Source organism: Variovorax paradoxus, from assembly GCF_009498455.1.
Taxonomy (GTDB): domain Bacteria; phylum Pseudomonadota; class Gammaproteobacteria; order Burkholderiales; family Burkholderiaceae_C; genus Variovorax; species Variovorax paradoxus_H.
In genome coordinates, this window is sequence record NZ_CP045644.1 from 5,612,984 (window position 1) to 5,635,131 (window position 22,148).

The following is a 22,148-nucleotide window of genomic DNA, read 5'->3' on the forward strand; positions in this document are numbered from 1 at the left end:
AACCCGGCGACGGCCGATGCGCCGTTGCCGCGGTCATGGCTGCGTGCGCTGCCGCCGCCATTCGCGCGGCGAACATCCGAAGCGCTCGCGAAACGCGCGGCTGAAATGCGCCGCGTCGTTGAAACCCCTCCCGTACGCAATTTCTCCCACCGGCCGCCCTGCCAGGCGCGGCTCCAGCAGGTCGCGGCTGCACGCGTCGAGCCGGCGCTCCCAGATGTACTGCGAGGGCGTCAGCGGCTCGCTCTTGAACACACGGTGGATGTGGCTCACCGACATGCCCAGTTGCGCCGCCAGCGTGCCCACCGACAGCGTCGGGTCGGCCAGCTGCTCGTCGATGCGCTGCTTCACGCGCCCCAGGTGGTACGCCGTGAGGTTGCTGAGCGCCGGTGCGTGCGCCGCGGGCAGCGTCTGCAGGCCGGCCACGAGGATGTTCTGCACGCCATGCGCCACCGCCAGCGCCGAGGCCGGCTGCAGCGCGTCGAAGTCCTCGCGCAGCGTGCGGATCATGCCCAGCAGCAGGTGCCCCGCACCCTCGCGCCCTGACACCGTGGTGGCCGTGAGCGCCTCGGTGTCGCGCAATTCGCTGCGCAGCCGCTCACCGGGCAGCTTGAGCACGATCTGCTCGAAGGGCTGGTCGAACAGCAGCTCGTAAGGCCGCGTGCTGTCATACAGCGCGAAGTCGCCGGCGCCGAGCACGGCGTCGCGCCCGTCCTGGCGAACCACGCCCTGCCCGCGCGCCTGGATGCTGACAAGAAAGCAGTCGTCGCTCGACGCCGCGATGTGGCGGGGCGTGCGCACCACCTTCTGAGCCCGCGAGGTCACGACCGACATGCCGAGGCCGGGCAGCGCGTGCTGGCGGATGCTGCCCTCGAAGTCGCCGCCGTCACCGGGGCGCACCGCATCGCATTCGAGCTGCACGTAGACGTTGCAGATCATGTCGGTCCAGTACGCGAGCCGCTGGTCGCGCGAAACGGCATCGGTGCTGAGCAGATGGGTCATCGGGGTCCTCGGAAGGCCTTCGCAAAGGCACATGCAACGCTGGAACAAGAACGCCGCCAATCCGGGTCAAGGCGTTCCGGCGGCGCGAATCTACGCTTCATGCAACCCGCATGCCACCGCGCAAACCCGGTGCGCACGGCGGGGATTTCGTTACGTTCATTGCCCCTGGAGAACACCCCATGCCGACCACCGTCCACCCCAAGCTGCGCGTCGCCGCCGTGCAGGCCGCGCCTGTGTTCCTCGACCTCGACGCCACCATCGACAAGACCATCGACCTGATGGCGCAGGCCGCGCAACAGGGCGTGCAGCTCATCGCCTTTCCCGAGACCTGGGTGCCCGGCTACCCGTGGTGGACGTGGCTCGATTCACCGGCCTGGGGCATGCAGTTCGTGCAGCGCTACCACGACAACTCGCTGGTCATCGGCTCGCCCGAGTTCGAGCGCCTGCAGGCCGCGGCACGCCGGCACAAGATCTGGCTCTCGCTCGGCTACAGCGAGAAAGCGGCGGGCAGCCTGTACATCGCGCAGGCGCTGATCGACGACCAGGGCCGCACCGTGCAGACGCGCCGCAAGCTCAAGCCCACGCACGTGGAACGCACCGTGTTCGGTGAAGGCGACGGCGCCGACCTGCACGTGGTTGAAACGCCATTGGGCAACATCGGCTCCCTGTGCTGCTGGGAACACCTGCAGCCGCTGAGCAAGTACGCGATGTATGCGCAGAACGAGCAGATCCACTGCGGTGCGTGGCCAAGCTTTTCGCTCTACCGCGGCGCGGCCTATGCGCTGGGCCATGAGGTCAACAACGCCGCGAGCCAGGTGTATGCGGTCGAGGGCGGCTGCTTCGTCATCGCGCCCTGCGCCACGGTGTCGAAGGCCATGAGCGAGCTGATGTGCACCGACGACGGCAAGCGACAGATGCTGGGCGTCGGCGGCGGGCATGCGCGCATCTACGGCCCGGACGGTTCGCCGCTGGGCACACCGCTGGCCGAGGACGCCGAAGGCCTGGTGATCGCCGACATCGACCTCGGCATGATCGCGCTCGCCAAGGCGGCGGCCGACCCGAGCGGCCATTACTCGCGGCCCGACGTCACGCAGCTGCTGCTGAACAAGACGCGCCGCACACCCGTGGTGGTGCAGCTCACGCCGGAGCCCGAGGGCAGCGCGGCCGAGCCGGTGGCTGCGGCCGTGCAGGCCTAGCCGGCGAACAGTTCCTTGTGCTCGGCGCGCAGCAGCGCCTTCTGCACCTTCCCCATCGTGTTGCGCGGCAATTCGGGAACGACGAAGCAGCGCTTCGGGATCTTGAAGTTCGCGAGCTTGGCCTTGAGTTCGGCCACGATGGCATCGGCATCGATCGCGGCGCCGACCTTGGGGATCACGATGGCCACGCCCACTTCGCCGAAGTCGGGGTGCGGCACGCCGATGACGGCGCTTTCGGCCACGCCGGCCATCTCGTTGATGTAGCCCTCGATCTCGGCCGGGTAGACGTTGTAGCCGCCGCTGATGATCAAATCTTTGCTGCGCCCGACGATGGTGATGTAGCCGCGCGCATCGATCTTGCCCACGTCGCCGGTCTTGAAGAAGCCGTCGGCGGTGAACTCTTCCTTCGTCTTCTCGGGCATGCGCCAGTAGCCGGCGAACACGTTGGGGCCCTTCACCTGGATGCCGCCGATCTCGTCGACCGGCAGGTCCTTGCCCTCGTCGTCGCGCACGCGCAGCTGCACGCCGGGCAGCGCGAAGCCCACGGTGCCGCCGCGGCGCTCGCCCTTCTTCGGGTCGTACGGGTTCGACGTGAGCATGGCGGTCTCGCTCATGCCGTAGCGCTCGAGGATCGTGTGACCGGTGCGCTCGCGCCACTCGTCGAAGGTCTCGATGAGCAGCGGCGCCGAGCCCGCGACGAAGAGGCGCATGGTGCGCACCGCCTCGCGCGTGAGGCCCGGCTCGGCCAGCAGGCGCACGTAGAGCGTGGGCACGCCCATGAACACGGTGGCCTCGGGCAGCTTGGCGACGATGCGCTTCGGGTCGAACTTCGAGAACCAGATGATCTTGCTGCCGTTGAGGAGCGCGCCGTGCAGCGCCACGAACAGGCCGTGCACGTGGAAGATCGGCAGCGCGTGGATGAGCACGTCGCCCTTCTTCCAGCCCCAGTAGGTCTTGAGCACTTCGGCGTTCGACAGCAGGTTGCGGTGCGTGAGCATCGCGCCCTTGCTGCGGCCCGTGGTGCCGCTGGTGTACAGGATCGCGGCGAGGTCGTCGGGCTTCTTGAAGGCAACGGTATGGCGGTCGCTGCAGCGCGCCGCGGCGTCGAGCAGCGTGCCGGTGCGGTCGTCGTCCAGCGTGAACACATGGCGCGTGCCGGCCGCTTCGGCAATCGGTCGCACCCAGGCCGCGTTGCGGCCGGTGCACACGACCACGGCGGGTTCAGCGTTGCCGATGAAGTACTCGATCTCGGCGCTCTGGTAGGCCGTGTTGAGCGGCAGAAACACGTAGCCCGCGCGCAGGGTCGCGAGGTACAGGAGCATGGCTTCGACCGATTTCTCGACCTGCACGGCAACGCGCGCGCCCTTCTCGAGCTTCAGGCCGTCGAGCAGGTTGGCGATCATCGCGCTGGCGCGGTCGAGGTCGCGCCACGAATAGTGCAATCCGTTGTCGGTTTCGACCGCGATGGCGTCGGGGTCGGCGGGAAAGGCCGCGCGCAAGGCGGCGAACAGGTTGGCGTTGGGGGAGGACTTCGTCTTCATCATCTTCGTCATCATCGAACGGCAGGCTCAGGAAGAGCGGAAATTCGGAGGGCGCTTGGCCAGGAAGGCATCGATGCCTTCGCGGTGCTCGGCGGTGTCGGCGTAGTCGTACGCGGTGGCCAGCAGCTGCTGTGCCGCCGCGCCACCGCGCTTCAGTGCGGTGAAGGTGGCCTTGTGCAGGCGCGCGGCCTGGGGCGAGAGCGCGGCAATGCGCGCCGCATGCGCCTGCGCGGCGGCCGGCACTTCGGCGTCGGGCAGCACGTGCAACAGAAAGCCGGCGTCGTACAGCCGCTGCGCGCCGTGCACGCCGGCGGCCAGCAGCATGTCGCGTGCCAGCACGTCGCCGATGGCGCCATGCACCAATGCGGCTTCGCGCGGCGCCATCGGAAAGCCCAGCTTCGCGATCGGTGCGCCGAACTTCGACGACGCACCGGCCAGGCGGATGTCGCAGCAGCTGGCAATTTCGACGCCGGCGCCCATGCAGGCGCCTTCGATCTGGGCCACCAGCGGCAGCGGGCAGTCGAGCATCGCCTGCAGCGCGGCCCAGACTTCGTTCTCGTGGAATTCGCGCAGGCTCGCCTCGTCGAAGCGGAACGACGGGTACTCGGAGATGTCGCCGCCCGCGCAGAAGGCACCGCCCTCCCCGCGCACGACGACGCAGCGCAGCGCGGTGTCGTCGGCACGCAGACCATCGAACACCGCGCGCAACTCGCGCCACATGGCGCGCGTCATCGCATTGAGGCGCCCCGGGTTCGACAGCGTGACGACCGCCACGGCGCCTTCGCGGCGCAGCGAGACCTGCCGATCGGTCATTCGAGCTTGGCGCCCGAGGCTTTCACGACGGTCGCCCATCGCTTGATCTCGGCGTTGACGAAGCGGCCGTACGCGGCGTTCGTGACGTTCGGAATCTCGGAGCCGTTCTGGGCCCAGATGGCTTTGAGCTCGTCGGTGCCGAGCGCCTTCTTCATCGTCTCGATGATCTGCGTCTGCGCTTCGGCCGGCGTGCCCTTGGGCGCCCACAGGCCGTACCAGGTGGTGACGGTGTAGTCGGGCAGGCCCACTTCGGCGGCGCAGGGCACGTCGGGGAATGCGGGGTTGCGCTTGGCACCGGCGACCATGAGCGCCTTGATGCGCCCGCCCTTGATGTGCTGTGCCGAAGAACCCAGGCCATCGAACATCAGGTCGACGTTGCCGGCGATCAGGTCGGACAGCGCCGGGCCTGCGCCGCGGTACGGAATGTGGGTGATGAAAGTGCCGGTCTGCAGCTTGAACAGCTCGCCCGCGAGGTGGTGCGAAGTGCCCGAGCCGGCCGAACCGTAGTTGAGCTTGCCGGGGTTGCGCTTGACCGTGGCGATCAGCTCCTGGATGGTCGCGGCCTGCACCCGCTTCGGGTTGACCACCACGACCTGCGGCACGTTGGCCAGCAGCATCAGGGGCACGAAGTCTTTCTCGAGGTCGTAGTCGAGCTTGGGGTAGATCGACGGTGCGATCGCGTGGTGCACCGCGCCCATGAAGAGCGAGTAGCCGTCGGCCGGCAGCTTGGCCGCGATGCTCGCGCCCACGGTGCCGCCAGCGCCGCCGCGGTTGTCGATGACCAGCGTCTGGCCTGCCGCGCGTGAGAACTGGGCCGACAGCGGGCGGGCGAAGGCGTCGGTGCCTCCGCCGGCCGGGAACGGCACCACCATGGTCACCGGCTTGGTCGGCCAGCCTTGGGCGCGCGCACCACCGCAAAGGGCCACGGCCCCGGCAGCGGCGGCGACGCGCAGCACATCGCGTCGTTGAAAACTCTGTTGCGTCATCTGTCTTGTCTCCTGTCGTCGTCGTTGTGGAAGTTGCCGCCCTCCGGCGGTCAGGGTGCGGGCCGCAGCGCTGCCGCGGCGAAGCGAACGGACTCAGCCTTTTTTGAGGAACAGGCTTTCGATGTCTCCCGAAACTGCGATCTTGCCTTCGGCCAGCCAGGTGCGATGGCGGTCCAGGCGCTTGAGGTCGTACAGGTAATTGACCATGAGACCGTACGACTGCTTGAGCCCCTTGGCCGACGGGTCGCCGGCCCAGTTGAGCCGTTCGACGCGTGCGCCGTTGCCCAGGTGGAAGCGCGCCACCGGATCGGCCGGCGTGCCGTCGACCAGCGTGCGGCCCAGGTACTCGGCGGCGGCCTGCAGCAGCCACTGGCGCAGCGGCGACTTGGCGTCGAGTTCCGTCGCCGCATCGACTGCAGCGAGCAGGCGCTCGGCCGTCGGTGGCACCGAGCCGACGAGGCGGCCGAGTTCGGCTTCGCGCTTTTCGTCCAGGCGCGGCAGCAGCTCGGCGGCGTTCTTGGCGAGCCACGTGCGCAGGCCCGGAATGGGCGACAGCGTGGCGAAGGTCTTCAGGCGCGGAAGTTCGTCCTGCAGGGTTTCGACCACGCGCTTGATGAGCGAGTCGCCGAAGCTCACGCCACGCAAGCCGGTCTGGGTGTTGCTGATCGAATAGAAGATCGCGGTGGTCGCTTTGGCCGGCTGCACCGGCACGGCGGCCTCGTCGAGCAGCGGCATGATGCCTTCGCTGATGCGGTCGACCAGCGCCACCTCGACAAAGATGAGCGGCTCGTTCGGCAGGCGCGGATGGAAAAAGCCGTAGCAACGGCGATCGCTGTCGTCGAGCCGGTTCTTCACATCGGACCAGCTCTTGATGTCGTGCACCGCTTCGTAGCGGATGAGCTTCTCGATCAGCGAGGCCGGCGAGTTCCAGTCGATGCGGCGCAACTCGAGGAACGCCACGTCGAACCAGGTCGAAAACAGATGCTCCAGCTCGGCCTCGAGCGCGAGCAGGCGCTTGTCGGACTTCAGGCACGGCAGCAGGTCGGCGCGCAGGTCGACCAGAAAGCGCATGCCGCCGGGTTCGACCGCAAAGCGCTGCAACAGCCGCATGCGCGGCGACACCAGCGCGCGGCGCAGACGCAGCTCGGCCTGCCCTTCGTCGGGCGTGCCGACGGCGCCCTGGTGCTGGTCGCGCGCGCTCTTGAGCTTGCCCGCGTCGGCGGCGAAATGCTCGCTCATGAGCGCCCAGTAGTCGCGGCGCTCTTCGGGCGAGGCGCCGGCGTAGGCCTGCGCGATGGCATGGGCGCGGCGGCCGCCCTCGACCTCGCTCACACGCGGATCGATCACGGCCTGCAGTTCGGCCAGCACGCGGCGCAGGGTGCGCGGCGACAGCGCCTCGTCGGCCTTGCGCAGCGTGGCCAGCAGCCGCTCGGCGGTGGTGCGGGCGCTGGGCTTGGGCGTGTGGCGGGCCGGGCTCTTCGTGGCGCCATTGCTCGCCACGGGAACCTTGGACGATTCGCCCATGCGCAGGCGCGCCTGGAACCACTCGGTCGCACTCATCGATCTGCTCCTGTGCCGTTGGTTGCAAGGGTGGTGCGTGTCACGGCATCACCCGGGATTTCTGCTGTTGCATGACTTCGCGCAATGCTTCGCGCTGGCGCGTCATGTGGGTGCGCATGGCGGCATCGGCGCCTTCGCTGTCGCGCGCCTTGAGCGCGGCGAACACGGCCAGGTGCTCCGACAGGCTCTGGTCGAGCCGCCCCGGCGCGTGCAGCTGCTGCAGCCGCGCGAGCTTCAATATTTTGCGCAGGTCGCCGATCACCTGGGCCAGCCACTTGTTGTCGGCGAGCTTGATGATCGCCTCGTGAATGATGTGGTTGGTGGCGTAGTAGTCGTTGATGCGCCGGGCCTTGGCATGGCGCACCAAGCGCTCATGCAATGCGTCGAGCTCGTTCAGTTCGGCGTCGCTGGCGTTGCGCGCGGCCTCGTAGGCGCAGCGGCCTTCGAGTAGCGCAATGACCGGAAAAATCTCGTCCAGGTCGCGCTCGGTCACCTCGTTCACGAAGCAGCCGCGGCGCGGCTCGTGGCGCAGCAGGCCTTCGGCCGTGAGCACCTTCAGCGCCTCGCGCAGCGGCGTGCGCGAGATCGACAGCCGCTCGCACAGGGCCGCCTCGTCCACGAAGCTGCCGGGCGCCAGCGTGCCGTCGAAGATCTGCTCGCGCAGCGTGGCGGCGACTTCGTCGTGGAGGGAATTGGGGACCAGGCGCATGCGTTGAAGACTCGAAAAGTCGGTGGGCGTTTCGCGTAATTTCCTGTAATTACGCATAATTGTGAGTGGACAGTTAATGCAATGCAAGGGCCACGCCCTGCCCCGGCGGCCCGGAATTACCCTGAGACGGACGAAAAAAAGCGGCGCGCACCCGAGGGTGCGGCGCCGCTTTGTGCGGATGCGTGGAGGCTCAGGCCCGGGCGGTGCTGCCGGTCTTTCCGGCCCGGCCGAACCAGATCCACAGCGCGATGCCGCCGATCACCATCGGCACGCTGAGCCACTGGCCCTGGCTCAAGCTGAGTGCGCGCAGGCCCAGGAAATCGTCGGGCTCGCGGAAGTACTCGGCCACGAAGCGCAGCACGCCATAGCCGATGAGGAACACGGCGGCCACCTGCCCCTGCTTGCGCTCCTTGCGCGCGTAGAGCCACATCACGACGAACAGCAACAGGCCTTCGAGCAGGAACTGGTAGACCTGCGACGGATGGCGCGGCAGCGTCGAGCCGCTTTGCGGGAACACCATGCCCCACGGCAGGTCAGGGCTGCTGAAACGGCCCCACAGCTCGCCGTTGATGAAGTTGCCCACGCGGCCCGCGGCCAGGCCGGTCGGCACGCAGGGCGCGACGAAGTCCATCACCTGCCAGAACGGCCGCGCACGCGAGCGCGCAAACCACACCATCGCACCGATCACGCCGAGCAGGCCGCCATGGAAGCTCATGCCGCCCTGCCACACATAGAGAATTTCGAGCGGGTGCGTGAGGTAGTACTCGGGCTTGTAGAACAGGCAGTAGCCGAGCCGGCCGCCGACGATCACGCCCATGACGCCGAGGAACAGGATGTCCTCGATGTCCTTGCGTTGCCACACGCCGGCCGTGGCCAGCGAGCGGAACGGCTCGTGGCGCAGGCGGCGCGTACCGAGAAAGTAAAACAGCGCGAAGGCCGCCAGGTAGGTCAGGCCGTACCAGTGAATGGCCACCGGCCCCAGCTGCAAGGCGACGGGATTGATCTGCGGATACATGAGCATCCGACGATTGTGCCGTGGCGCGATGACGCCGCCGGCACGGGGGCATTCAGGGCAATGTCAGCGCCCGAACTTCCACCACAGCCATCCCGCCACCAGGGCCGGCACCGCGAAGACGAACAGGAAGATCGGCAGCTCCTCGGCCACCGAGTACCCGGCCTGGAGCACGCCCACGGCCATGTTGATGCCCGCGCCGACGAACCACGCCGGAATGAACCACTTGGCCGCCGCGGCCAGCGCCATCGACGAGCCGTCGCCCATGAAGCGGCCGGCCAGAAGAAACACCACCAGCAGCGCGAAGCCGCCGCCCATCACCATGACTGTGTGCATCTGCGTTGTCCTCTGAATCGATCGTGCCGATGTTGCCGGATCAGCGCGTGGTGTAGCCGCCGTTGGCGAAGATCGTCTGGCCCGTGATCCACCAACCCTCGGTGACCAGGAAGCGCACGATGGGCGCGATGTCCTCGATGTCGGTGAGGCCCTTCTTCGAGTACTTGCTGAGCGCGGCGGCGGTGCTGTGGTACGCCACGGCCTCGGGGCTTTCCTGGCCGTAGAAAAACGGCGTGTCCATCGGTCCCGGGCCGACGGCATTCACCGAGATGCCGCGCTCGCCGAACTCCTTGGAGGCCGCGCGCGTGAAGTGCTCGACCGCCGCCTTGGCCGCCGGGTAGATCGCATAGAACGGCGTGTAGGCCGCGAGCAGCGAGCTCACCAGCGTCACGATGCTGCCGCCGTCGGCCATCGTGCGGCCGGCCTGCTGGATGAAGAAGAAGGCCGCTTTGGCATTGGCGTCGAAGCTCTTGTCGTAGTCGGCCTCGGTGATGTCCAGGATCGGCTTCTTGATCACCACGCCCGCCGTGTTGATCGCCAGGTCGACCTGCCCGAAGTGCTTCACGGCCTGGTCGAACAGCCTCACGTTGTTCTCGACCACGGCGAGGTCGCCCTGCACCAGCAGCGTGTCTGCCCCCTTGGCCTTCAGCGCGGCGGCGGTCTGCTCGGCCTCGGCGCGCGAGCTGTCGCTGTTGTAGTGGATGGCGATGCCGCGCGCGCCGCCGTCGACCAGCAGATGGGCGATGAGGGCACCGAGGTTCTTGCCACCGCCGGCAATGACGGCGACCTTGTTCGTGAGCGTGCGTGCGGACATGGATGAACTCCTCTGGATGAATGAAGAACCCGAAAGACCGGGGTCGGGATGTGTGACCGAGCAGCCAGTCTATTGATCGACAAGTTGCAGATAAATCACTCATTCAAGGCTAGACTGTTCTGAAAATCACGAACAATCAGCCCCGCCGCCATGGACCGCATCGAACTCCTCCAGGTCTTCCTGCGCGTGGCCGAAACCGGCAGCTTCACGCGCGCCGCCGACCGGCTGGCGCTGCCACGCGCCACCATCTCGACCGCCATCCAGCAGCTTGAGGCCCGCCTGGGCTCGCGCCTGCTGCACCGCACCACGCGCCGCGTGGGGCTCACGCCCGACGGCGAGGTGCTGCTCGAACGGGCCCGCGGGCTGGTGGCCGACATGGAAGACATGGAGCAGCAGTTCCAGCCCGCGCACAGCAGCGTGAGCGGACGGCTCAAGGTCGATGTGCCCAGCCGCATCGCGCGCCTGCTGATCGCGCCGGCGCTGCCGGACTTCTTTGCACGCCACCCGGCGGTCGAACTGGAACTCGGTTCCAGCGACCGCGCGGTCGACCTCGTGCTGGAAGGCGTGGACTGCGCCCTGCGCGTCGGCCCGCTCGCCAGCAGCAGCCTCGTGGCCCGGCCGCTGGGGCATTTCACGCTTATCAACTGCGCGAGCCCGGCGTACCTTGCGCAGCACGGCACGCCGCGCACGCCGGCCGACCTGCCGCAGCACTTCGCGATCAACTACGCCTCGCCCACCAGTGGCCGCGCCGCGCCCTGGGAATGGCGGCTGCGCGACGGCGAGACCCAGACGTTGCGGCTGCGCAGCCGCGTGGCGGCGAACAACGCCGAGACCTACATCGCGTGTGCGTTGGCGGGGCTGGGGCTGATCCAGATTCCGGCCTACGACGTGCGCGCGCACCTGGCGGCCGGCGAGCTGGTCGAGGTGCTGCCCGACGCGCGTGCCGAGCCGCTGCCGGTGCACCTCGTGGTGCCGCACCGGCGCAATCTGTCGCGGCGCGTGCAGGCTTTCGCGGGCTGGCTTGACACGGTGCTGGCCACCTCGCTCGATGCGCCCTCTCCCGCTGGACGCGGGTCGCGCAGCCCCTGAGCCTTAGGCCGGCACGCGCCCGGCCCGCTCCCGCACGAAGGCCACGAAGCGCGCCAGCGCCGGATGCGCCGCCTGCGCGGGCCACACGAGGCTGGTCTCGCACACCGGCAAGGTCACGCGGCGGCGCCCCACCCCCTTGAACTCGTGGACCTGCCGGTAGACCACACCGGCGCGCCGGAACTGCATCACGCTGTGCGGCACCCAGGCCGCGCCGATGCCGCCCGACACGAGGTTGACGATGGTCTGCATCTGGATCGCCTCCTGCGCCACCTGCGGCGTGCGCCCGGCCGCGTGGTACAGATCGAAGATCGCGTCGTGCAGCGAGGGCACGATGCGGCGCGGAAAGATCACCAGCGGCTCGTCCAGCACCTCGGCCAGCGGCACGGGCCGCGCCTCGGCCAGCCGATGCTGGGCGGGCAGCGCGAGCACCAGCGGCTCCACCTCGACCGGCAGGCAGGCCAGCCCCGGCGGCGCGGCGCCCGGCGAATGCAGCATCAGGCCGGCGTCGATCTCGCCGCGCGCGAAGGCTTCGAGCTGCACGTCGCCGGTAGCTTCCACCAGTTCGAGCGCCACTTCGGGGCACAGCACACGGAACTCGCGCACCCAGGCCGGCAGCTGCTCGAAGCCGACCGTCGAGACAAAGGCGATGCGCACGCGCCCCACCTGCCCCGCCGCCGCCGCGCGCGCCCGCGCCGGCAGCGCCTGGGCACGCGCCAGCAGCTCGCGCACGTCGGGCAGCAGCGCCTCGCCGGCGGGCGTGAGCGCCACGCGCCTTCGGGTGCGGTCGAACAGCACCACGCCCAGCGTTTTTTCGAGCTGGGCAATGGCCTGCGTGACCGGCGGCTGCGTCATGTGCAGGCGCAGGGCGGCGCGGCCGAAGTGCAGTTCTTCGGCCACGGCCACGAACTGGCGCCAGGCGCGCAGGTCGATGAGGGCTTCATTCATACGCCAAGCATATCAATCCATGCGTCAAATTGGATTGGAACCAATCAATCAGAAGTCCGATACTTGGCGCTTCCCCTCACGATCTCCCCACGACAGAAGAGACACCATGGACACCAAGACCATCCAGATCAATCGCCGCAGCGCGAACATCACCGAAGGCAAGAGCCGCGCCCCCAACCGCTCGATGTTCTACGCCATGGGCTACGAGGAAGGCGACTTCAAGAAGCCGATGGTCGGCGTCGCCAACGGCCACAGCACCATCACGCCCTGCAACTCGGGCCTGCAGAAGCTGGCCGACGCGGCCATCGCGGGCATCGAGGAAGCCGGCGGCAACGCGCAGGTGTTCGGCACCCCCACCATTTCCGACGGCATGGCCATGGGCACCGAAGGCATGAAGTACTCGCTGGTGAGCCGCGAGGTCATTTCGGACTGCATCGAGACCTGCGTCGGCGGCCAGTGGATGGACGGCGTGCTGGTGGTCGGCGGCTGCGACAAGAACATGCCCGGCGGCCTCATGGGCATGCTGCGCGCCAACGTGCCCGCCATCTACGTCTACGGCGGCACCATCCTCCCGGGCCGCTACAAGGGCCAGGACCTGAACATCGTCAGCGTGTTCGAAGCCGTGGGCCAGAACGCCGCCGGCAACATGAGCGACGAAGACCTGCACGAGATCGAGAAGCGCGCCATTCCCGGCACGGGCTCGTGCGGCGGCATGTACACGGCCAACACCATGTCCAGCGCGTTCGAGGCGCTCGGCATCTCGCTGCCCTACTCGTCGACCATGGCGAACCCGCACGACGAAAAGGCCAACTCGGCCAAGGAATCGGCCAAGGTGCTGATCGAGGCGATCAAGAAAGACCTGAAGCCGCGCGACATCGTGACCAAGAAGGCCATCGAGAACGCCGTGGCGGTCATCATGGCCACCGGCGGCTCGACCAATGCGGTGCTGCACTTCCTGGCGATCGCGCACGCGGCCGAGGTCGAATGGACCATCGACGACTTCGAGCGCATGCGCAAGAAGGTGCCGGTGCTGTGCGACCTGAAGCCCTCGGGCAAGTACCTCGCGGTCGACCTGCACCAGGCCGGCGGCATCCCCCAGGTCATGAAGGTGCTGCTGAACGCGGGCCTGCTGCATGGCGACTGCATCACCATCAGCGGCCAGACCATCGCCGAAGTGCTGAAGGACGTGCCCGACGTGCCGCGCGCCGACCAGGACGTGATCCGTCCGATCGACAAGCCCATGTACGACGAAGGCCACCTGGCCATCCTGAAGGGCAACCTGTCGCCCGAAGGCGCGGTCGCCAAGATCACTGGCCTGAAGAACCCCGTCATCACCGGCCCGGCCCGCGTGTTCGACGACGAGCAGTCGGCGCTGCAAGCCATCCTGGCCGGCAAGATCGTCGCCGGCGACGTGATGGTGCTGCGCTATCTCGGCCCCAAGGGTGGCCCGGGCATGCCGGAAATGCTGGCGCCCACGGGCGCGCTGATCGGTGCGGGCCTGGGCGAAAGCGTCGGCCTCATCACCGACGGCCGCTTCTCGGGCGGCACCTGGGGCATGGTGGTCGGCCACGTCGCACCCGAAGCAGCAGCGGGCGGCACCATCGCGTTCGTCAACGAAGGCGACTCGATCACCATCGACGCGCACAAGCTGGTGCTCGAACTGAACGTGCCCGAAGCCGAGATCGCCAAGCGCCGCGAAGGCTGGAAGGCCCCGGCCCCGCGCTACACGCGCGGCGTGCAGGCCAAGTTCGCGTTCAACGCCTCAAGCGCGAGCTCGGGCGCGGTGCTCGACAAGTTCTAAGACGAACTCAGCCCATCATCCAAGCGCCGTAGCCGAAGGCAGCAAAGCCCAGGCCGACGATCGCGAAGATGGCCCGGACTTCGAAATCCATCGCCGGGGGAAAGCTCTGCACGACGAAGTGCAGCAGCGCCCCCGCGCCGATGGTGAGAAAACCCGCACCGAACTGCTTCATCGCGCTCTCGTCGGGATAGAGAAACACCAGCGCGAAGCCGGCGAGGAACACCACGTTCGCCAGCACCGTGCCGCGCGTGCGCCATCTCTTCTGCGTGGGCGTCGGCTCGCGCACCGGCGCCGGTTGGCCCTTGCGGCCTTCCTTGAGCGCCAGGCCGGCGAAGAACAGGCCGAACATCGTCGGAAATCCGCCGAAGAGGCCGAGCCCCCAGACGACGCCCCACATGTTCTGGAAGTCGGCCACCAAGGCCTTGGCGGGGTCGGCGGTGCTGTAGCGCACCTCGACCGCATCGCCCCACTCCTTGTCCGACAGGCTGCCACCGAGCCCTTTGACGCGGCGCTTCCGCCCATCGGCGGTGGTGTATTCGACGACGGGCGCACGCGTGGTGGTGACGTCGCCCTTGCTGTCCTTGCTGCGCTCTTCCACGAACTCGACCAGGCTGCCTTGCGTGGGGGCTGTGCCCGCGATCGACTGGTAGCGCTGCCAGCCCACCGTGACCGCGCCGTACAGGCCGGCGCAGCCGATCAGCAGTGCGCCAATGCCGGCACCCCAGAAGAAGGTCTTGAAGCGCCCGACCAGCGCGCCAACGGCCGGGCCGACCAGCAGCGACAGCCCGAAGACGAGCAAGGCATGGGTGGCGGCTTCGTCGTCCATGGCGCGCGTCCGATTGGCATGCGGCGCGGGTGACGGAGCCGCGTGGTCAGCGGCGCGGGCGCTGTTGCCCGTTGCTGGTGCGAAGGCCCATGTTGGTCTTCTGGCGGTCGATGCGCGCCTGCTTGCGCGCCTCTTCGCGCTCGATGACCTTGCGCTTGGTGTAGCCCGACGAATCGGCCCAGGCCCACCATGCCAGGGCCAGCGCGAACGGGCTCAGCACGATCCACCAGCTCCAGCCGGCGACCATGCCCACTTCGAAATATTTGAGGGCTATACCAAGCAGGCCCAAGAGCAGAAACCACATCGCGAATCCCCTCAGAGTTGGTCGGTATCGCCGCCGGTGCGTGTGCACCGCGCTACCTACAATCGCGTTGGATCGAATGTAACTCAGCCCTTACGAAAACAGTCCCATGAAAAGAACGATGTTGATGGCAGTCCTGGGCCTCGGCCTCGCGGCGCCCGCCTTTGCCGACCTGGCCCTCGCCACGTCGAAGAACTGCATGAGCTGCCACGCGGTCGAACGCAAGGTGCTCGGGCCCTCGTTCAAGGACATTGCGGCCAAGTACAAGGACGACAAGGGCGCAGCCAACACGCTGGCCACCAAGATCATCAAGGGCGGCTCGGGCGTGTGGGGCCCGGTGCCGATGCCGGCCAACAACCAGGTCAGCGAAGCCGATGCGAAGAAGCTCGCGGCCTGGGTGTTGTCGACGAAGTAATCAGCAGAGAAACGAAGCGCGCGGCGCGCCCGGTCAGATGCTCGGGTTGATGTCGCTGGGCACCGGACGGCGCTCGATGCGGTCCTCGAGCTGCCCGATGTGCGCGGCCACCGTGTTGTCGGTCTGGTCCGAACGCGCCTTGACCGCGCGTTCCAGTTGCTCCATCCGCGCCAGCAGCGCGGTGTGCCGGTCGGCGTTGTGCGACATGTGCTGCTTCTCCTGCGCTTCCAGGAAGTTGCGCAGTTCGGTGAAGCGCGAAGCCTCGGCCTTGTCGGCGAGGTCGCGCTGGGTCTGCATTTCCTTCGTGTGGCGTTTGGTCTCCAGCAGCACCGAGCTGTGCAGGTACAGCACGTACACGAGGAAGAAGGCCGCGAGCACGGCCGTGAGCCCCAGCATGATGAGCCCCAGCGGCGCCGACACGCTCATGAAGCCGAGCCACACGTCGGTGGGGGCCGACAACGTGCCCCAGTTCAGCGCGGCAAGCCCCGCGATGAGCAGCACGATGACAAAAAGAAAAGCGGATCTCACGCCCATGTGGCGCCTCCTTGCAAAAGACCGACAAAAGCCGCACGCCTGTGATGGCGCGCGGTGACGGCATCGGTTTTACCTCAGCAAGGAGCCCGCTTTGGTGCGCATGGCCGCACAAACGGCCATGTCCTACACCTCTCCACAGCCAGTTCGTGACAACTGTTCCGAATCGGTAGGCGATGGCCGCGTTTGCGGTCAGTTCGTTTCCGACAACTGATCGAGGATCGCCGGGTTCTGCCGGACACATCACATCGCTGCGCGATATGAGTGCCGTCTTCACCGGCCCCGCGCTGTGCGCTCACCGGCCTTGCGGCCGGCTCCTCGATCAGTTTGTCTCCGACAACTGATCGAGGATGGCCGGGTTCTCCAGCGTCGACGTGTCCTGCGTGATCGCCTCGCCCTTGGCAATGCTGCGCAGCAAACGCCGCATGATCTTGCCGCTGCGCGTCTTGGGCAGGTTGTCGCCGAAGCGGATGTCCTTGGGCTTGGCGATGGGGCCGATTTCCTTCGCGACCCACGCGCGCAGCTCGTTGGCGATCTGCTTGGCCTCTTCACCGGTCGGGCGCGAGCGCTTGAGCACGACGAAGGCGCACACGGCCTCGCCGGTCACGTCGTCGGGACGGCCCACCACCGCAGCCTCGGCCACGAGGTCGGTCTTGGACACCAGCGCCGATTCGATTTCCATCGTGCCCAGGCGGTGGCCCGACACGTTGAGCACGTCGTCGATGCGGCCCGTGATGCGGAAGTAGCCGCGGTCGGCACTGCGCACCGCGCCATCACCGGCCAGGTAGATCGTGCCGCCCATCTCTTCGGGGAAGTAGCTCTTCTTGAAGCGCTCGGGGTCGTTCCAGATGGTGCGGATCATCGAGGGCCAGGGCCGCTTGATGACCAGCATGCCGCCCGCGCCGTTGGGCAGGTCTTTCCCCGTCTCGTCGACGATGGCGGCCATGATGCCCGGCAGCGGCAAGGTGCACGAGCCCGGCACCAGCGGCGTGGCGCCCGGCAGCGGCGTGATGACGTGGCCGCCCGTTTCGGTCTGCCAGAAGGTGTCGACGATCGGGCAGCGCTCGCCGCCGATATTGCGGTGGTACCACATCCACGCTTCGGGATTGATCGGCTCGCCGACCGAACCGAGGATGCGCAGGCTGGTCAGGTCCCAGTTCTTCGGGTGCACTTTTTCGTCGCCTTCGGCCGCCTTGATGAGCGAGCGGATCGCGGTGGGCGCGGTGTAGAACACGCTGACCTTGTGCTTCTCGATCATTTCCCAGAAGCGGCCCGCATGCGGGAAGGTGGGGATGCCTTCGAACACGACCTGCGTGGCGCCGGCCGCGAGCGGGCCGTAGGCGACGTAGGTGTGGCCGGTGATCCAGCCGATGTCGGCGGTGCACCAGAACATGTCTTCGGGCTTGATGTCGAAGGTCCAGTCCATCGTGAGCTTGGCCCACAGCAGGTAGCCGCCGGTGGCGTGCTGCACGCCCTTGGGCTTGCCGGTGGAGCCCGAGGTGTAGAGGATGAACAGCGGGTGCTCGGCATTGACCGGCACCGGCGCGCACTCGGTGCTCTGCCCTGCCTGCGCTTCGGTGAAGGTCTTGTCGCGGCCCTCGACGCGGTTCCACGCGGTGGGGGTGCGCTCGTACACGAGCACGGTCTTGAGGGTGTCGCAGCCGCCCAGCGCAATGCCGTCGTCCACGATGGCCTTCAGCGGCAGTTCCTTGCCGCCGCGCAGCTGGTAGTTGGCCGTGATGACGGCCACGGCGCCCGCGTCGATGATGCGTTCCTGCAGCGCCTTGGCCGAGAAGCCGCCGAACACCACGCTGTGGGTGGCGCCGATGCGCGCGCAGGCCTGCATGGCGACCACGCCTTCGATGGTCATCGGCATGTAGATGATGACGCGGTCGCCCTTCTGGATGCCCTGCGCTTTCAGCGCGTTGGCGAACTGGCTCACGCGGGCCAGCAGTTCCTTGTAGGTGACGCGGGTGACGGCGCCGTCGTCGGCTTCGAAGACGATGGCGGTCTTGTTCTCGACGGGGGTGCCGATGTGCTTGTCCAGGCAGTTGGCGCTGGCATTGAGCTCACCGTCACCGAACCATTCGTAGAACGGCGCCTTCGATTCGTCGAGGGTGCGGGTGAAAGGCTTGGACCACTGGAGGTTGTCCTTGGCCAGCCGGGTCCAGAAGCCTTCGAAGTCCTGTTCGGCTTCCTTGCACAGCGCCTCGTAGGCGGCCATGCCGGCAATGCGGGCGCCTTCGGTGGCGCGGGCGTCGGGCGGGAACACACGGTTCTCGACGAGGACGGATTCAATGTTCTTCGATGCGCTGCTCATGCTCTTGTCTCCTGATTGAATGCGGCCGTAATGTCGGGGCACGCACTTACGGGCCACTGACGGGGTCGATGTTAGTTCGCAGGGTTATCACGAGTGCGTCACTGGGAGACCTCTAAAATCGCCCGACTTTTTACATCCGTCTTCTTACTTCATGTCCGCCCCCGATCCTTTCGACGCCCGGAACGCGCCCGTACCAGCGCGCAGTTCCCCGCTCAAGCCCCTGCCCCGGCTCATCTTCGCGAGCCGCTGGCTGCAGCTGCCGCTGTACCTGGGGCTGATCGTGGCCCAGGGCGTGTACGTGGTGCACTTTCTGGTCGAGCTGCTGCACCTGGTCGAAGCCGCCTTCGGCAACAAGGACGCGCTCCAGGCCCTCATCGCGAGCATCGGCTACAAGACCACCGCCCCGGTCGGCACCCTCAACGAGACGGTGATCATGCTGGTGGTGCTGGCGCTGATCGACGTGGTGATGATCTCCAACCTGCTGATCATGGTGATTGTGGGCGGCTACGAGACCTTCGTGAGCCGCATGGACCTCGAAGGCCACCAGGACCAGCCCGAGTGGCTGAGCCACGTGAACGCCTCGGTGCTCAAGGTGAAGCTGGCCACCGCCATCATCGGCATCAGCTCGATCCACCTGCTCAAGACCTTCATCAACGCGGACAACTACACCGACAAGGTGCTGATCGCGCAGACCGTGATCCACATCGCGTTCCTGTTCTCGGCCATGGCCATCGCCTACACCGACAAGCTGATGAACGAGGCGGCCGCCGCCAGCACGCGCCACTGAGCCCCGCTAGGGCGTATCCCAGGCCGGCACTTCGGTGAAGCGCTCGGCCAGAAAATCGAGCAAAGTGCGCAGCGCAGACGGCATGTGCTTGCGCGAGGCGTACACCGCGTACACCCCCAGCACCTGCGGCTCGTGATCGGGAAAGAGCGACACCAGCTCGCCCGACTGCAGCAACCCCGACGTCAGATAGGTGGGAAGCATCGCGATGCCCGCCCCGGCCCGCGCCAACGCCATCAGGCTGGACGCGTCGTTGGTCGAGAGGTTGCCGGCCACGGCCACCGAGACCGGCTGGCCGTCGGCCTTGCGCGTGAAGTTCCAGAGGCTGCGGCCGAAATACGAATGCGTGAGGCAGTTGCGCTGCGCCAGCTCTTCCACGCGCTGCGGCTGGCCGTGCGCCTTCAGGTAGGCCGGCGTTGCGCAGACCACCGAGCGGCACACCGAGAGCCGCCGCGCAATGAGGTTCGGGTCGATCTCGGCCGACACGCGGATCGCGAGATCGATGCGCTCGTCCACCAGGTTCACCGCGCGATCGAGCAGCACCAGGTCGACCGCCACGCCCGGGTAGCGCCGCACGTAGTCGGCCACCGCGCGGGCCAGTTGCGCCTGCGCGAACGAGGTGCTGGCGGTGATGCGCAACTGCCCGCTCGGCGCCTCGGCCGGATGGCGCACCGCCGCCTGCATGTCGCCCGCAAGCTCCAGCACCTGGCGGCAGCGCGGCAGCAGCTCTTCGCCCGCGGCCGTGAGGCTCAGGCGGCGCGTCGTGCGGTGCAGCAGGCGTGCGCCGGTCCATTGCTCCAGTTCGGCCACGTAGCGCGTGACGACCGGGCGAGACATGTCGAGCTTGTCGGCCGCGGCTGAAAGGCTGCCCGCGTCCACCACGGTGACGAACACCCGCATTGCATTCAATCGGTCCATTCGAACGATTTTAGGAATAAAGAAGCGCGGAATTCGAGGTATTTCTTTCGAAACCAGAAACCTAAGATGCGGTTCATCCCCTTCCGAACCTTTTGACTGGAGTCCCTCATGAGCCACATCGCCATCATCGGAGCCACCGGACGCGCCGGCAGCCGCCTTCTCGAAGAAGCACTGCGCCGCGGCCATACCGTCACCGCCATTGCGCGCAAGGCCAGCGAGAAGCTGTCGGGCCGCGCCAACGTGAAGGCCGTGGATGTCGACGCGCTCGACGCCGCCGCCCTCGAAAAGGCCGTGGCCGGCCATGACGCCGTGTTCAGCGCCGCGCATTTCGCCACCGTGCCGCCTGCGGCCATCATCGAGCCCGTGAAGCGCGCGGGCGTAAAGCGCCTGCTGGTGGTCGGCGGCGCCGGCAGCCTGTTCGCGGCGCCCGGTCTGAAGGTGATCGACACGCCGAACTTCCCCGATGCCTACCGCGCCGAAGCCACGGCCGGCGGCGTGTTCCTCGATGCGCTGCGCAACGAGAAGGACCTCGACTGGACCTTTCTGTCGCCCTCCGCCGAATTCGTCGAAGGCGAGCGCACGGGCAAGTTCCGCCTCGGCACCGACGACCTGCTGGTGAGCGCCGAAGGCCGCAGCTGGATCAGCTTCGAGGACTACGCGATCGCGTTCATCGACGAACTCGAGAAGCCCGCACACTCGCGCCAGCGCTACACGATCGGCTACTGATCGATCGATCAAGCGCCAACGAAAAAGGACCCTCGCGGGTCCTTTTTTCATGGGGGCTGAACGGATCAGCGACCGGTCATGTTCTCCGGCACCACCCACTGGTCGAACTGCTCGGCCGTGAGATGACCCGACGCAATCGCCGCCTCGCGCAGGCTCGTGCCTTCCTTGTGGGCCTTCTTCGCGATGTAGGCCGACTTGTCGTAGCCGATGTGCGTGTTCAGCGCCGTCACCAGCATCAGCGAGCGCTGCACCAGCTCCGTGATGCGCTCGCGGTTCGGCTCGATGCCCACGGCACAGTGGTCGTTGAAGCTCACCATGCCGTCGGCCAGCAGGCGCACGCTCTGCAGGAAGTTGTGCGCCACCATCGGGCGGAACACATTGAGTTCGAAGTTGCCCGAGGCGCCGCCGATGTTGATGGCGACGTCGTTGCCGAACACCTGCGCGGCCAGCATCGTGACGGCTTCGCTCTGGGTCGGGTTGACCTTGCCCGGCATGATCGACGAGCCGGGTTCGTTCTCGGGAATGCTCAGTTCGCCGATGCCGCTGCGCGGGCCGCTCGCGAGCCAGCGCACGTCGTTGGCGATCTTGTTCATGCTGGCGGCGAGCGTCTTGAGCGCGCCGTGGGCATGCACCAGCGCATCGACGCTGGCCATGGCTTCGAACTTGTTCGGCGCGGTGACGAATGGCAGGCTCGTGAGCTTCGCCAGTTCGGCGGCGACCTGCTCCGCATAACCCTTGGGCGCGTTGAGGCCCGTACCGACAGCCGTGCCGCCCAGCGCCAGTTCGCACAGGTGCGGCAGCGCGGCGCGCACATGCGCTTCGCCGTGCGCCAGTTGCGCGACGTAGCCCGAGAACTCCTGGCCCAGCGTGAGCGGCGTGGCGTCCTGCAGGTGGGTGCGGCCGATCTTCACGATGTCGGCGAAGTCTTCGGCCTTCTTCGCCAGCGTGCCTCGCAGCCTGGCGATGGCGGGCAGCAGCTTGTGCGTGATGGCCTCGACGGCGGCCACGTGCATGGCGGTCGGGAACACGTCGTTGCTCGACTGGCTGCGGTTCACGTCGTCGTTCGGGTGCACCAGGCGCCCTTCCCCGCGCTCACCGCCGAGGATTTCGCTCGCGCGGTTGGCCAGCACCTCGTTGACGTTCATGTTGCTCTGCGTGCCCGACCCGGTCTGCCAGACCACGAGCGGGAACTCGCCCCGGTGCTTGCCGGCGATGACTTCGTCGGCCGCGGCCACGATGGCCTGCGTCTTCTTCTCGTCCTGCAGGCCCAGCGCGTGGTTCACCACGGCCGATGCGCGCTTGACCTGGGCCAGCGCCTTGATGATCTCGCGCGGCTGCTGCTCGCCGGAGATGTCGAAGTTCTGCAGCGAGCGCTGCGTTTGCGCGCCCCACAGCTTGTCGGCCGGCACGTCGATCGGGCCGAAGGTGTCGCGCTCGGCACGGGTCTTGGGAGAAGTCGTCATGAGAAAAAGGGCTCCGCAGTCTTGGATGGTTGCGCCCGCTCACCGGACGCGGTGCCGAGTATC

At 67.4% G+C, this 22,148-nt stretch carries 22 protein-coding genes; 6 read left to right on the forward strand and 16 right to left on the reverse strand.

What is annotated here, in order from left to right; translation table 11 throughout:
• Window positions 1-33: 33 nt before the first annotated feature.
• Window positions 34-999: a helix-turn-helix domain-containing protein gene (locus tag GFK26_RS25905; protein WP_153284482.1), complete on the reverse strand. Its 966-nt coding sequence runs from the start codon at window positions 997-999 to the stop codon at window positions 34-36.
• A 179-nt stretch (window positions 1,000-1,178) separates the two neighbouring features.
• On the opposite strand from GFK26_RS25905, the gene GFK26_RS25910 reads away from it, so the two are divergent.
• Entirely contained in the window at window positions 1,179-2,195 is a 1,017-nt protein-coding gene (locus tag GFK26_RS25910; RefSeq protein WP_153284483.1) for a carbon-nitrogen hydrolase family protein, read from the forward strand.
• Here GFK26_RS25910 and GFK26_RS25915 read toward each other — a convergent pair.
• The 8 genes from GFK26_RS25915 to GFK26_RS25950 form a co-directional block, all read right to left on the reverse strand.
• Window positions 2,192-3,736, reverse strand: a complete 1,545-nt coding sequence (locus GFK26_RS25915; RefSeq protein ID WP_153286112.1) for a malonate--CoA ligase — start codon at window positions 3,734-3,736, stop codon at window positions 2,192-2,194. The genes GFK26_RS25910 and GFK26_RS25915 overlap by 4 nt on opposite strands.
• A 27-nt stretch (window positions 3,737-3,763) precedes the next feature.
• Window positions 3,764-4,549 carry an enoyl-CoA hydratase/isomerase family protein gene (locus tag GFK26_RS25920; protein WP_153284484.1) on the reverse strand — a complete coding sequence of 262 codons (786 nt, stop codon included), beginning with the start codon at window positions 4,547-4,549 and terminating at the stop codon, window positions 3,764-3,766.
• Window positions 4,546-5,535, reverse strand: a complete 990-nt coding sequence (locus GFK26_RS25925) for a Bug family tripartite tricarboxylate transporter substrate binding protein (protein WP_153284485.1) — start codon at window positions 5,533-5,535, stop codon at window positions 4,546-4,548. The genes GFK26_RS25920 and GFK26_RS25925 overlap by 4 nt, the downstream gene beginning before the upstream one ends.
• Window positions 5,536-5,628: 93 nt before the next feature.
• On the reverse strand, window positions 5,629-7,095 hold the full coding sequence (locus tag GFK26_RS25930) for a malonyl-CoA decarboxylase (RefSeq protein WP_153284486.1): 1,467 nt from the start codon (window positions 7,093-7,095) through the stop codon (window positions 5,629-5,631).
• A 40-nt stretch (window positions 7,096-7,135) separates the two neighbouring features.
• Window positions 7,136-7,804, reverse strand: a complete 669-nt coding sequence (locus GFK26_RS25935) for a GntR family transcriptional regulator (protein WP_101492953.1) — start codon at window positions 7,802-7,804, stop codon at window positions 7,136-7,138.
• A 190-nt stretch (window positions 7,805-7,994) separates the two neighbouring features.
• The gene (gene lgt / locus GFK26_RS25940) at window positions 7,995-8,825 is read right to left on the reverse strand and encodes a prolipoprotein diacylglyceryl transferase (protein WP_153284487.1); all 831 of its coding nucleotides are present in this window, start codon (window positions 8,823-8,825) and stop codon (window positions 7,995-7,997) included.
• A 57-nt stretch (window positions 8,826-8,882) separates the two neighbouring features.
• On the reverse strand, window positions 8,883-9,152 hold the full coding sequence (locus GFK26_RS25945) for a hypothetical protein (protein ID WP_153284488.1): 270 nt from the start codon (window positions 9,150-9,152) through the stop codon (window positions 8,883-8,885).
• Between the two features lie 40 nt (window positions 9,153-9,192).
• Window positions 9,193-9,966, reverse strand: coding sequence for an SDR family oxidoreductase (locus GFK26_RS25950; protein WP_153284489.1), 774 nt, complete (start codon window positions 9,964-9,966; stop codon window positions 9,193-9,195).
• 150 nt (window positions 9,967-10,116) lie between these two features.
• On the opposite strand from GFK26_RS25950, the gene GFK26_RS25955 reads away from it, so the two are divergent.
• Entirely contained in the window at window positions 10,117-11,055 is a 939-nt protein-coding gene (locus tag GFK26_RS25955) for a LysR family transcriptional regulator (RefSeq protein ID WP_153284490.1), read from the forward strand.
• A gap of 3 nt (window positions 11,056-11,058) precedes the next feature.
• On the opposite strand, the gene GFK26_RS25960 is transcribed toward GFK26_RS25955, so the two are convergent.
• Window positions 11,059-12,000, reverse strand: coding sequence for a LysR family transcriptional regulator (locus GFK26_RS25960; protein WP_099796740.1), 942 nt, complete (start codon window positions 11,998-12,000; stop codon window positions 11,059-11,061).
• A 106-nt stretch (window positions 12,001-12,106) separates the two neighbouring features.
• On the opposite strand from GFK26_RS25960, the gene ilvD reads away from it, so the two are divergent.
• Window positions 12,107-13,801: a dihydroxy-acid dehydratase gene (gene ilvD / locus GFK26_RS25965; protein WP_153284491.1), complete on the forward strand. Its 1,695-nt coding sequence runs from the start codon at window positions 12,107-12,109 to the stop codon at window positions 13,799-13,801.
• A 7-nt stretch (window positions 13,802-13,808) separates the two neighbouring features.
• On the opposite strand, the gene GFK26_RS25970 is transcribed toward ilvD, so the two are convergent.
• Both GFK26_RS25970 and GFK26_RS25975 read right to left on the reverse strand, forming a co-directional pair.
• Complete coding sequence (locus GFK26_RS25970) at window positions 13,809-14,627, reverse strand: DUF3592 domain-containing protein (protein WP_153284492.1); 819 nt, start codon at window positions 14,625-14,627, stop codon at window positions 13,809-13,811.
• A 46-nt stretch (window positions 14,628-14,673) separates the two neighbouring features.
• A complete protein-coding gene (locus GFK26_RS25975; RefSeq protein ID WP_153284493.1) occupies window positions 14,674-14,931 on the reverse strand; it encodes a TIGR04438 family Trp-rich protein in 258 nt (85 codons plus the stop codon).
• Window positions 14,932-15,037: 106 nt separating this feature from the next.
• Here GFK26_RS25975 and GFK26_RS25980 point away from each other — a divergent pair, with 106 nt between their 5' ends.
• Window positions 15,038-15,343: a c-type cytochrome gene (locus GFK26_RS25980; protein WP_153284494.1), complete on the forward strand. Its 306-nt coding sequence runs from the start codon at window positions 15,038-15,040 to the stop codon at window positions 15,341-15,343.
• 33 nt (window positions 15,344-15,376) lie between these two features.
• Here GFK26_RS25980 and GFK26_RS25985 read toward each other — a convergent pair whose 3' ends face one another.
• Together GFK26_RS25985 and acs are read right to left on the reverse strand one after the other, a co-directional pair.
• Entirely contained in the window at window positions 15,377-15,877 is a 501-nt protein-coding gene (locus GFK26_RS25985; protein ID WP_101492946.1) for a Signal transduction histidine kinase, read from the reverse strand.
• A 319-nt stretch (window positions 15,878-16,196) separates the two neighbouring features.
• Window positions 16,197-18,194 carry an acetate--CoA ligase gene (gene acs / locus GFK26_RS25990; protein ID WP_153284495.1) on the reverse strand — a complete coding sequence of 666 codons (1,998 nt, stop codon included), beginning with the start codon at window positions 18,192-18,194 and terminating at the stop codon, window positions 16,197-16,199.
• Window positions 18,195-18,345: 151 nt separating this feature from the next.
• Between acs and GFK26_RS25995 the strand changes: the two genes are divergently transcribed.
• Entirely contained in the window at window positions 18,346-18,981 is a 636-nt protein-coding gene (locus tag GFK26_RS25995; protein WP_153284496.1) for a YqhA family protein, read from the forward strand.
• Between the two features lie 6 nt (window positions 18,982-18,987).
• On the opposite strand, the gene GFK26_RS26000 is transcribed toward GFK26_RS25995, so the two are convergent.
• Window positions 18,988-19,896 carry a LysR family transcriptional regulator gene (locus tag GFK26_RS26000; protein WP_153284497.1) on the reverse strand — a complete coding sequence of 303 codons (909 nt, stop codon included), beginning with the start codon at window positions 19,894-19,896 and terminating at the stop codon, window positions 18,988-18,990.
• 108 nt (window positions 19,897-20,004) lie between these two features.
• Here GFK26_RS26000 and GFK26_RS26005 point away from each other — a divergent pair, with 108 nt between their 5' ends.
• Window positions 20,005-20,622, forward strand: coding sequence for an NAD(P)-dependent oxidoreductase (locus GFK26_RS26005; RefSeq protein WP_153284498.1), 618 nt, complete (start codon window positions 20,005-20,007; stop codon window positions 20,620-20,622).
• A 65-nt stretch (window positions 20,623-20,687) separates the two neighbouring features.
• On the opposite strand, the gene fumC is transcribed toward GFK26_RS26005, so the two are convergent.
• Entirely contained in the window at window positions 20,688-22,085 is a 1,398-nt protein-coding gene (gene fumC, locus GFK26_RS26010) for a class II fumarate hydratase (protein WP_153284499.1), read from the reverse strand.
• Between the last annotated feature and the right edge of the window lie 63 nt (window positions 22,086-22,148).

Excerpts from the sequence above, each read along its gene's own strand:
- GFK26_RS25905 (WP_153284482.1), bottom strand. The coding sequence starts at position 999 with ATGACCCATCTGCTCAGCACCGATGCCGTTTCGCGCGACCAGCGGCTC.
- GFK26_RS25910 (WP_153284483.1), top strand. The coding sequence starts at position 1,179 with ATGCCGACCACCGTCCACCCCAAGCTGCGCGTCGCCGCCGTGCAGGCC.
- GFK26_RS25915 (WP_153286112.1), bottom strand. The coding sequence starts at position 3,736 with ATGAAGACGAAGTCCTCCCCCAACGCCAACCTGTTCGCCGCCTTGCGC.
- GFK26_RS25920 (WP_153284484.1), bottom strand. The coding sequence starts at position 4,549 with ATGACCGATCGGCAGGTCTCGCTGCGCCGCGAAGGCGCCGTGGCGGTC.
- GFK26_RS25925 (WP_153284485.1), bottom strand. The coding sequence starts at position 5,535 with ATGACGCAACAGAGTTTTCAACGACGCGATGTGCTGCGCGTCGCCGCC.
- GFK26_RS25930 (WP_153284486.1), bottom strand. The coding sequence starts at position 7,095 with ATGAGTGCGACCGAGTGGTTCCAGGCGCGCCTGCGCATGGGCGAATCG.
- GFK26_RS25935 (WP_101492953.1), bottom strand. The coding sequence starts at position 7,804 with ATGCGCCTGGTCCCCAATTCCCTCCACGACGAAGTCGCCGCCACGCTG.
- lgt (WP_153284487.1), bottom strand. The coding sequence starts at position 8,825 with ATGCTCATGTATCCGCAGATCAATCCCGTCGCCTTGCAGCTGGGGCCG.
- GFK26_RS25945 (WP_153284488.1), bottom strand. The coding sequence starts at position 9,152 with ATGCACACAGTCATGGTGATGGGCGGCGGCTTCGCGCTGCTGGTGGTG.
- GFK26_RS25950 (WP_153284489.1), bottom strand. The coding sequence starts at position 9,966 with ATGTCCGCACGCACGCTCACGAACAAGGTCGCCGTCATTGCCGGCGGT.
- GFK26_RS25955 (WP_153284490.1), top strand. The coding sequence starts at position 10,117 with ATGGACCGCATCGAACTCCTCCAGGTCTTCCTGCGCGTGGCCGAAACC.
- GFK26_RS25960 (WP_099796740.1), bottom strand. The coding sequence starts at position 12,000 with ATGAATGAAGCCCTCATCGACCTGCGCGCCTGGCGCCAGTTCGTGGCC.
- ilvD (WP_153284491.1), top strand. The coding sequence starts at position 12,107 with ATGGACACCAAGACCATCCAGATCAATCGCCGCAGCGCGAACATCACC.
- GFK26_RS25970 (WP_153284492.1), bottom strand. The coding sequence starts at position 14,627 with ATGGACGACGAAGCCGCCACCCATGCCTTGCTCGTCTTCGGGCTGTCG.
- GFK26_RS25975 (WP_153284493.1), bottom strand. The coding sequence starts at position 14,931 with ATGTGGTTTCTGCTCTTGGGCCTGCTTGGTATAGCCCTCAAATATTTC.
- GFK26_RS25980 (WP_153284494.1), top strand. The coding sequence starts at position 15,038 with ATGAAAAGAACGATGTTGATGGCAGTCCTGGGCCTCGGCCTCGCGGCG.
- GFK26_RS25985 (WP_101492946.1), bottom strand. The coding sequence starts at position 15,877 with ATGGGCGTGAGATCCGCTTTTCTTTTTGTCATCGTGCTGCTCATCGCG.
- acs (WP_153284495.1), bottom strand. The coding sequence starts at position 18,194 with ATGAGCAGCGCATCGAAGAACATTGAATCCGTCCTCGTCGAGAACCGT.
- GFK26_RS25995 (WP_153284496.1), top strand. The coding sequence starts at position 18,346 with ATGTCCGCCCCCGATCCTTTCGACGCCCGGAACGCGCCCGTACCAGCG.
- GFK26_RS26000 (WP_153284497.1), bottom strand. The coding sequence starts at position 19,896 with ATGGACCGATTGAATGCAATGCGGGTGTTCGTCACCGTGGTGGACGCG.
- GFK26_RS26005 (WP_153284498.1), top strand. The coding sequence starts at position 20,005 with ATGAGCCACATCGCCATCATCGGAGCCACCGGACGCGCCGGCAGCCGC.
- fumC (WP_153284499.1), bottom strand. The coding sequence starts at position 22,085 with ATGACGACTTCTCCCAAGACCCGTGCCGAGCGCGACACCTTCGGCCCG.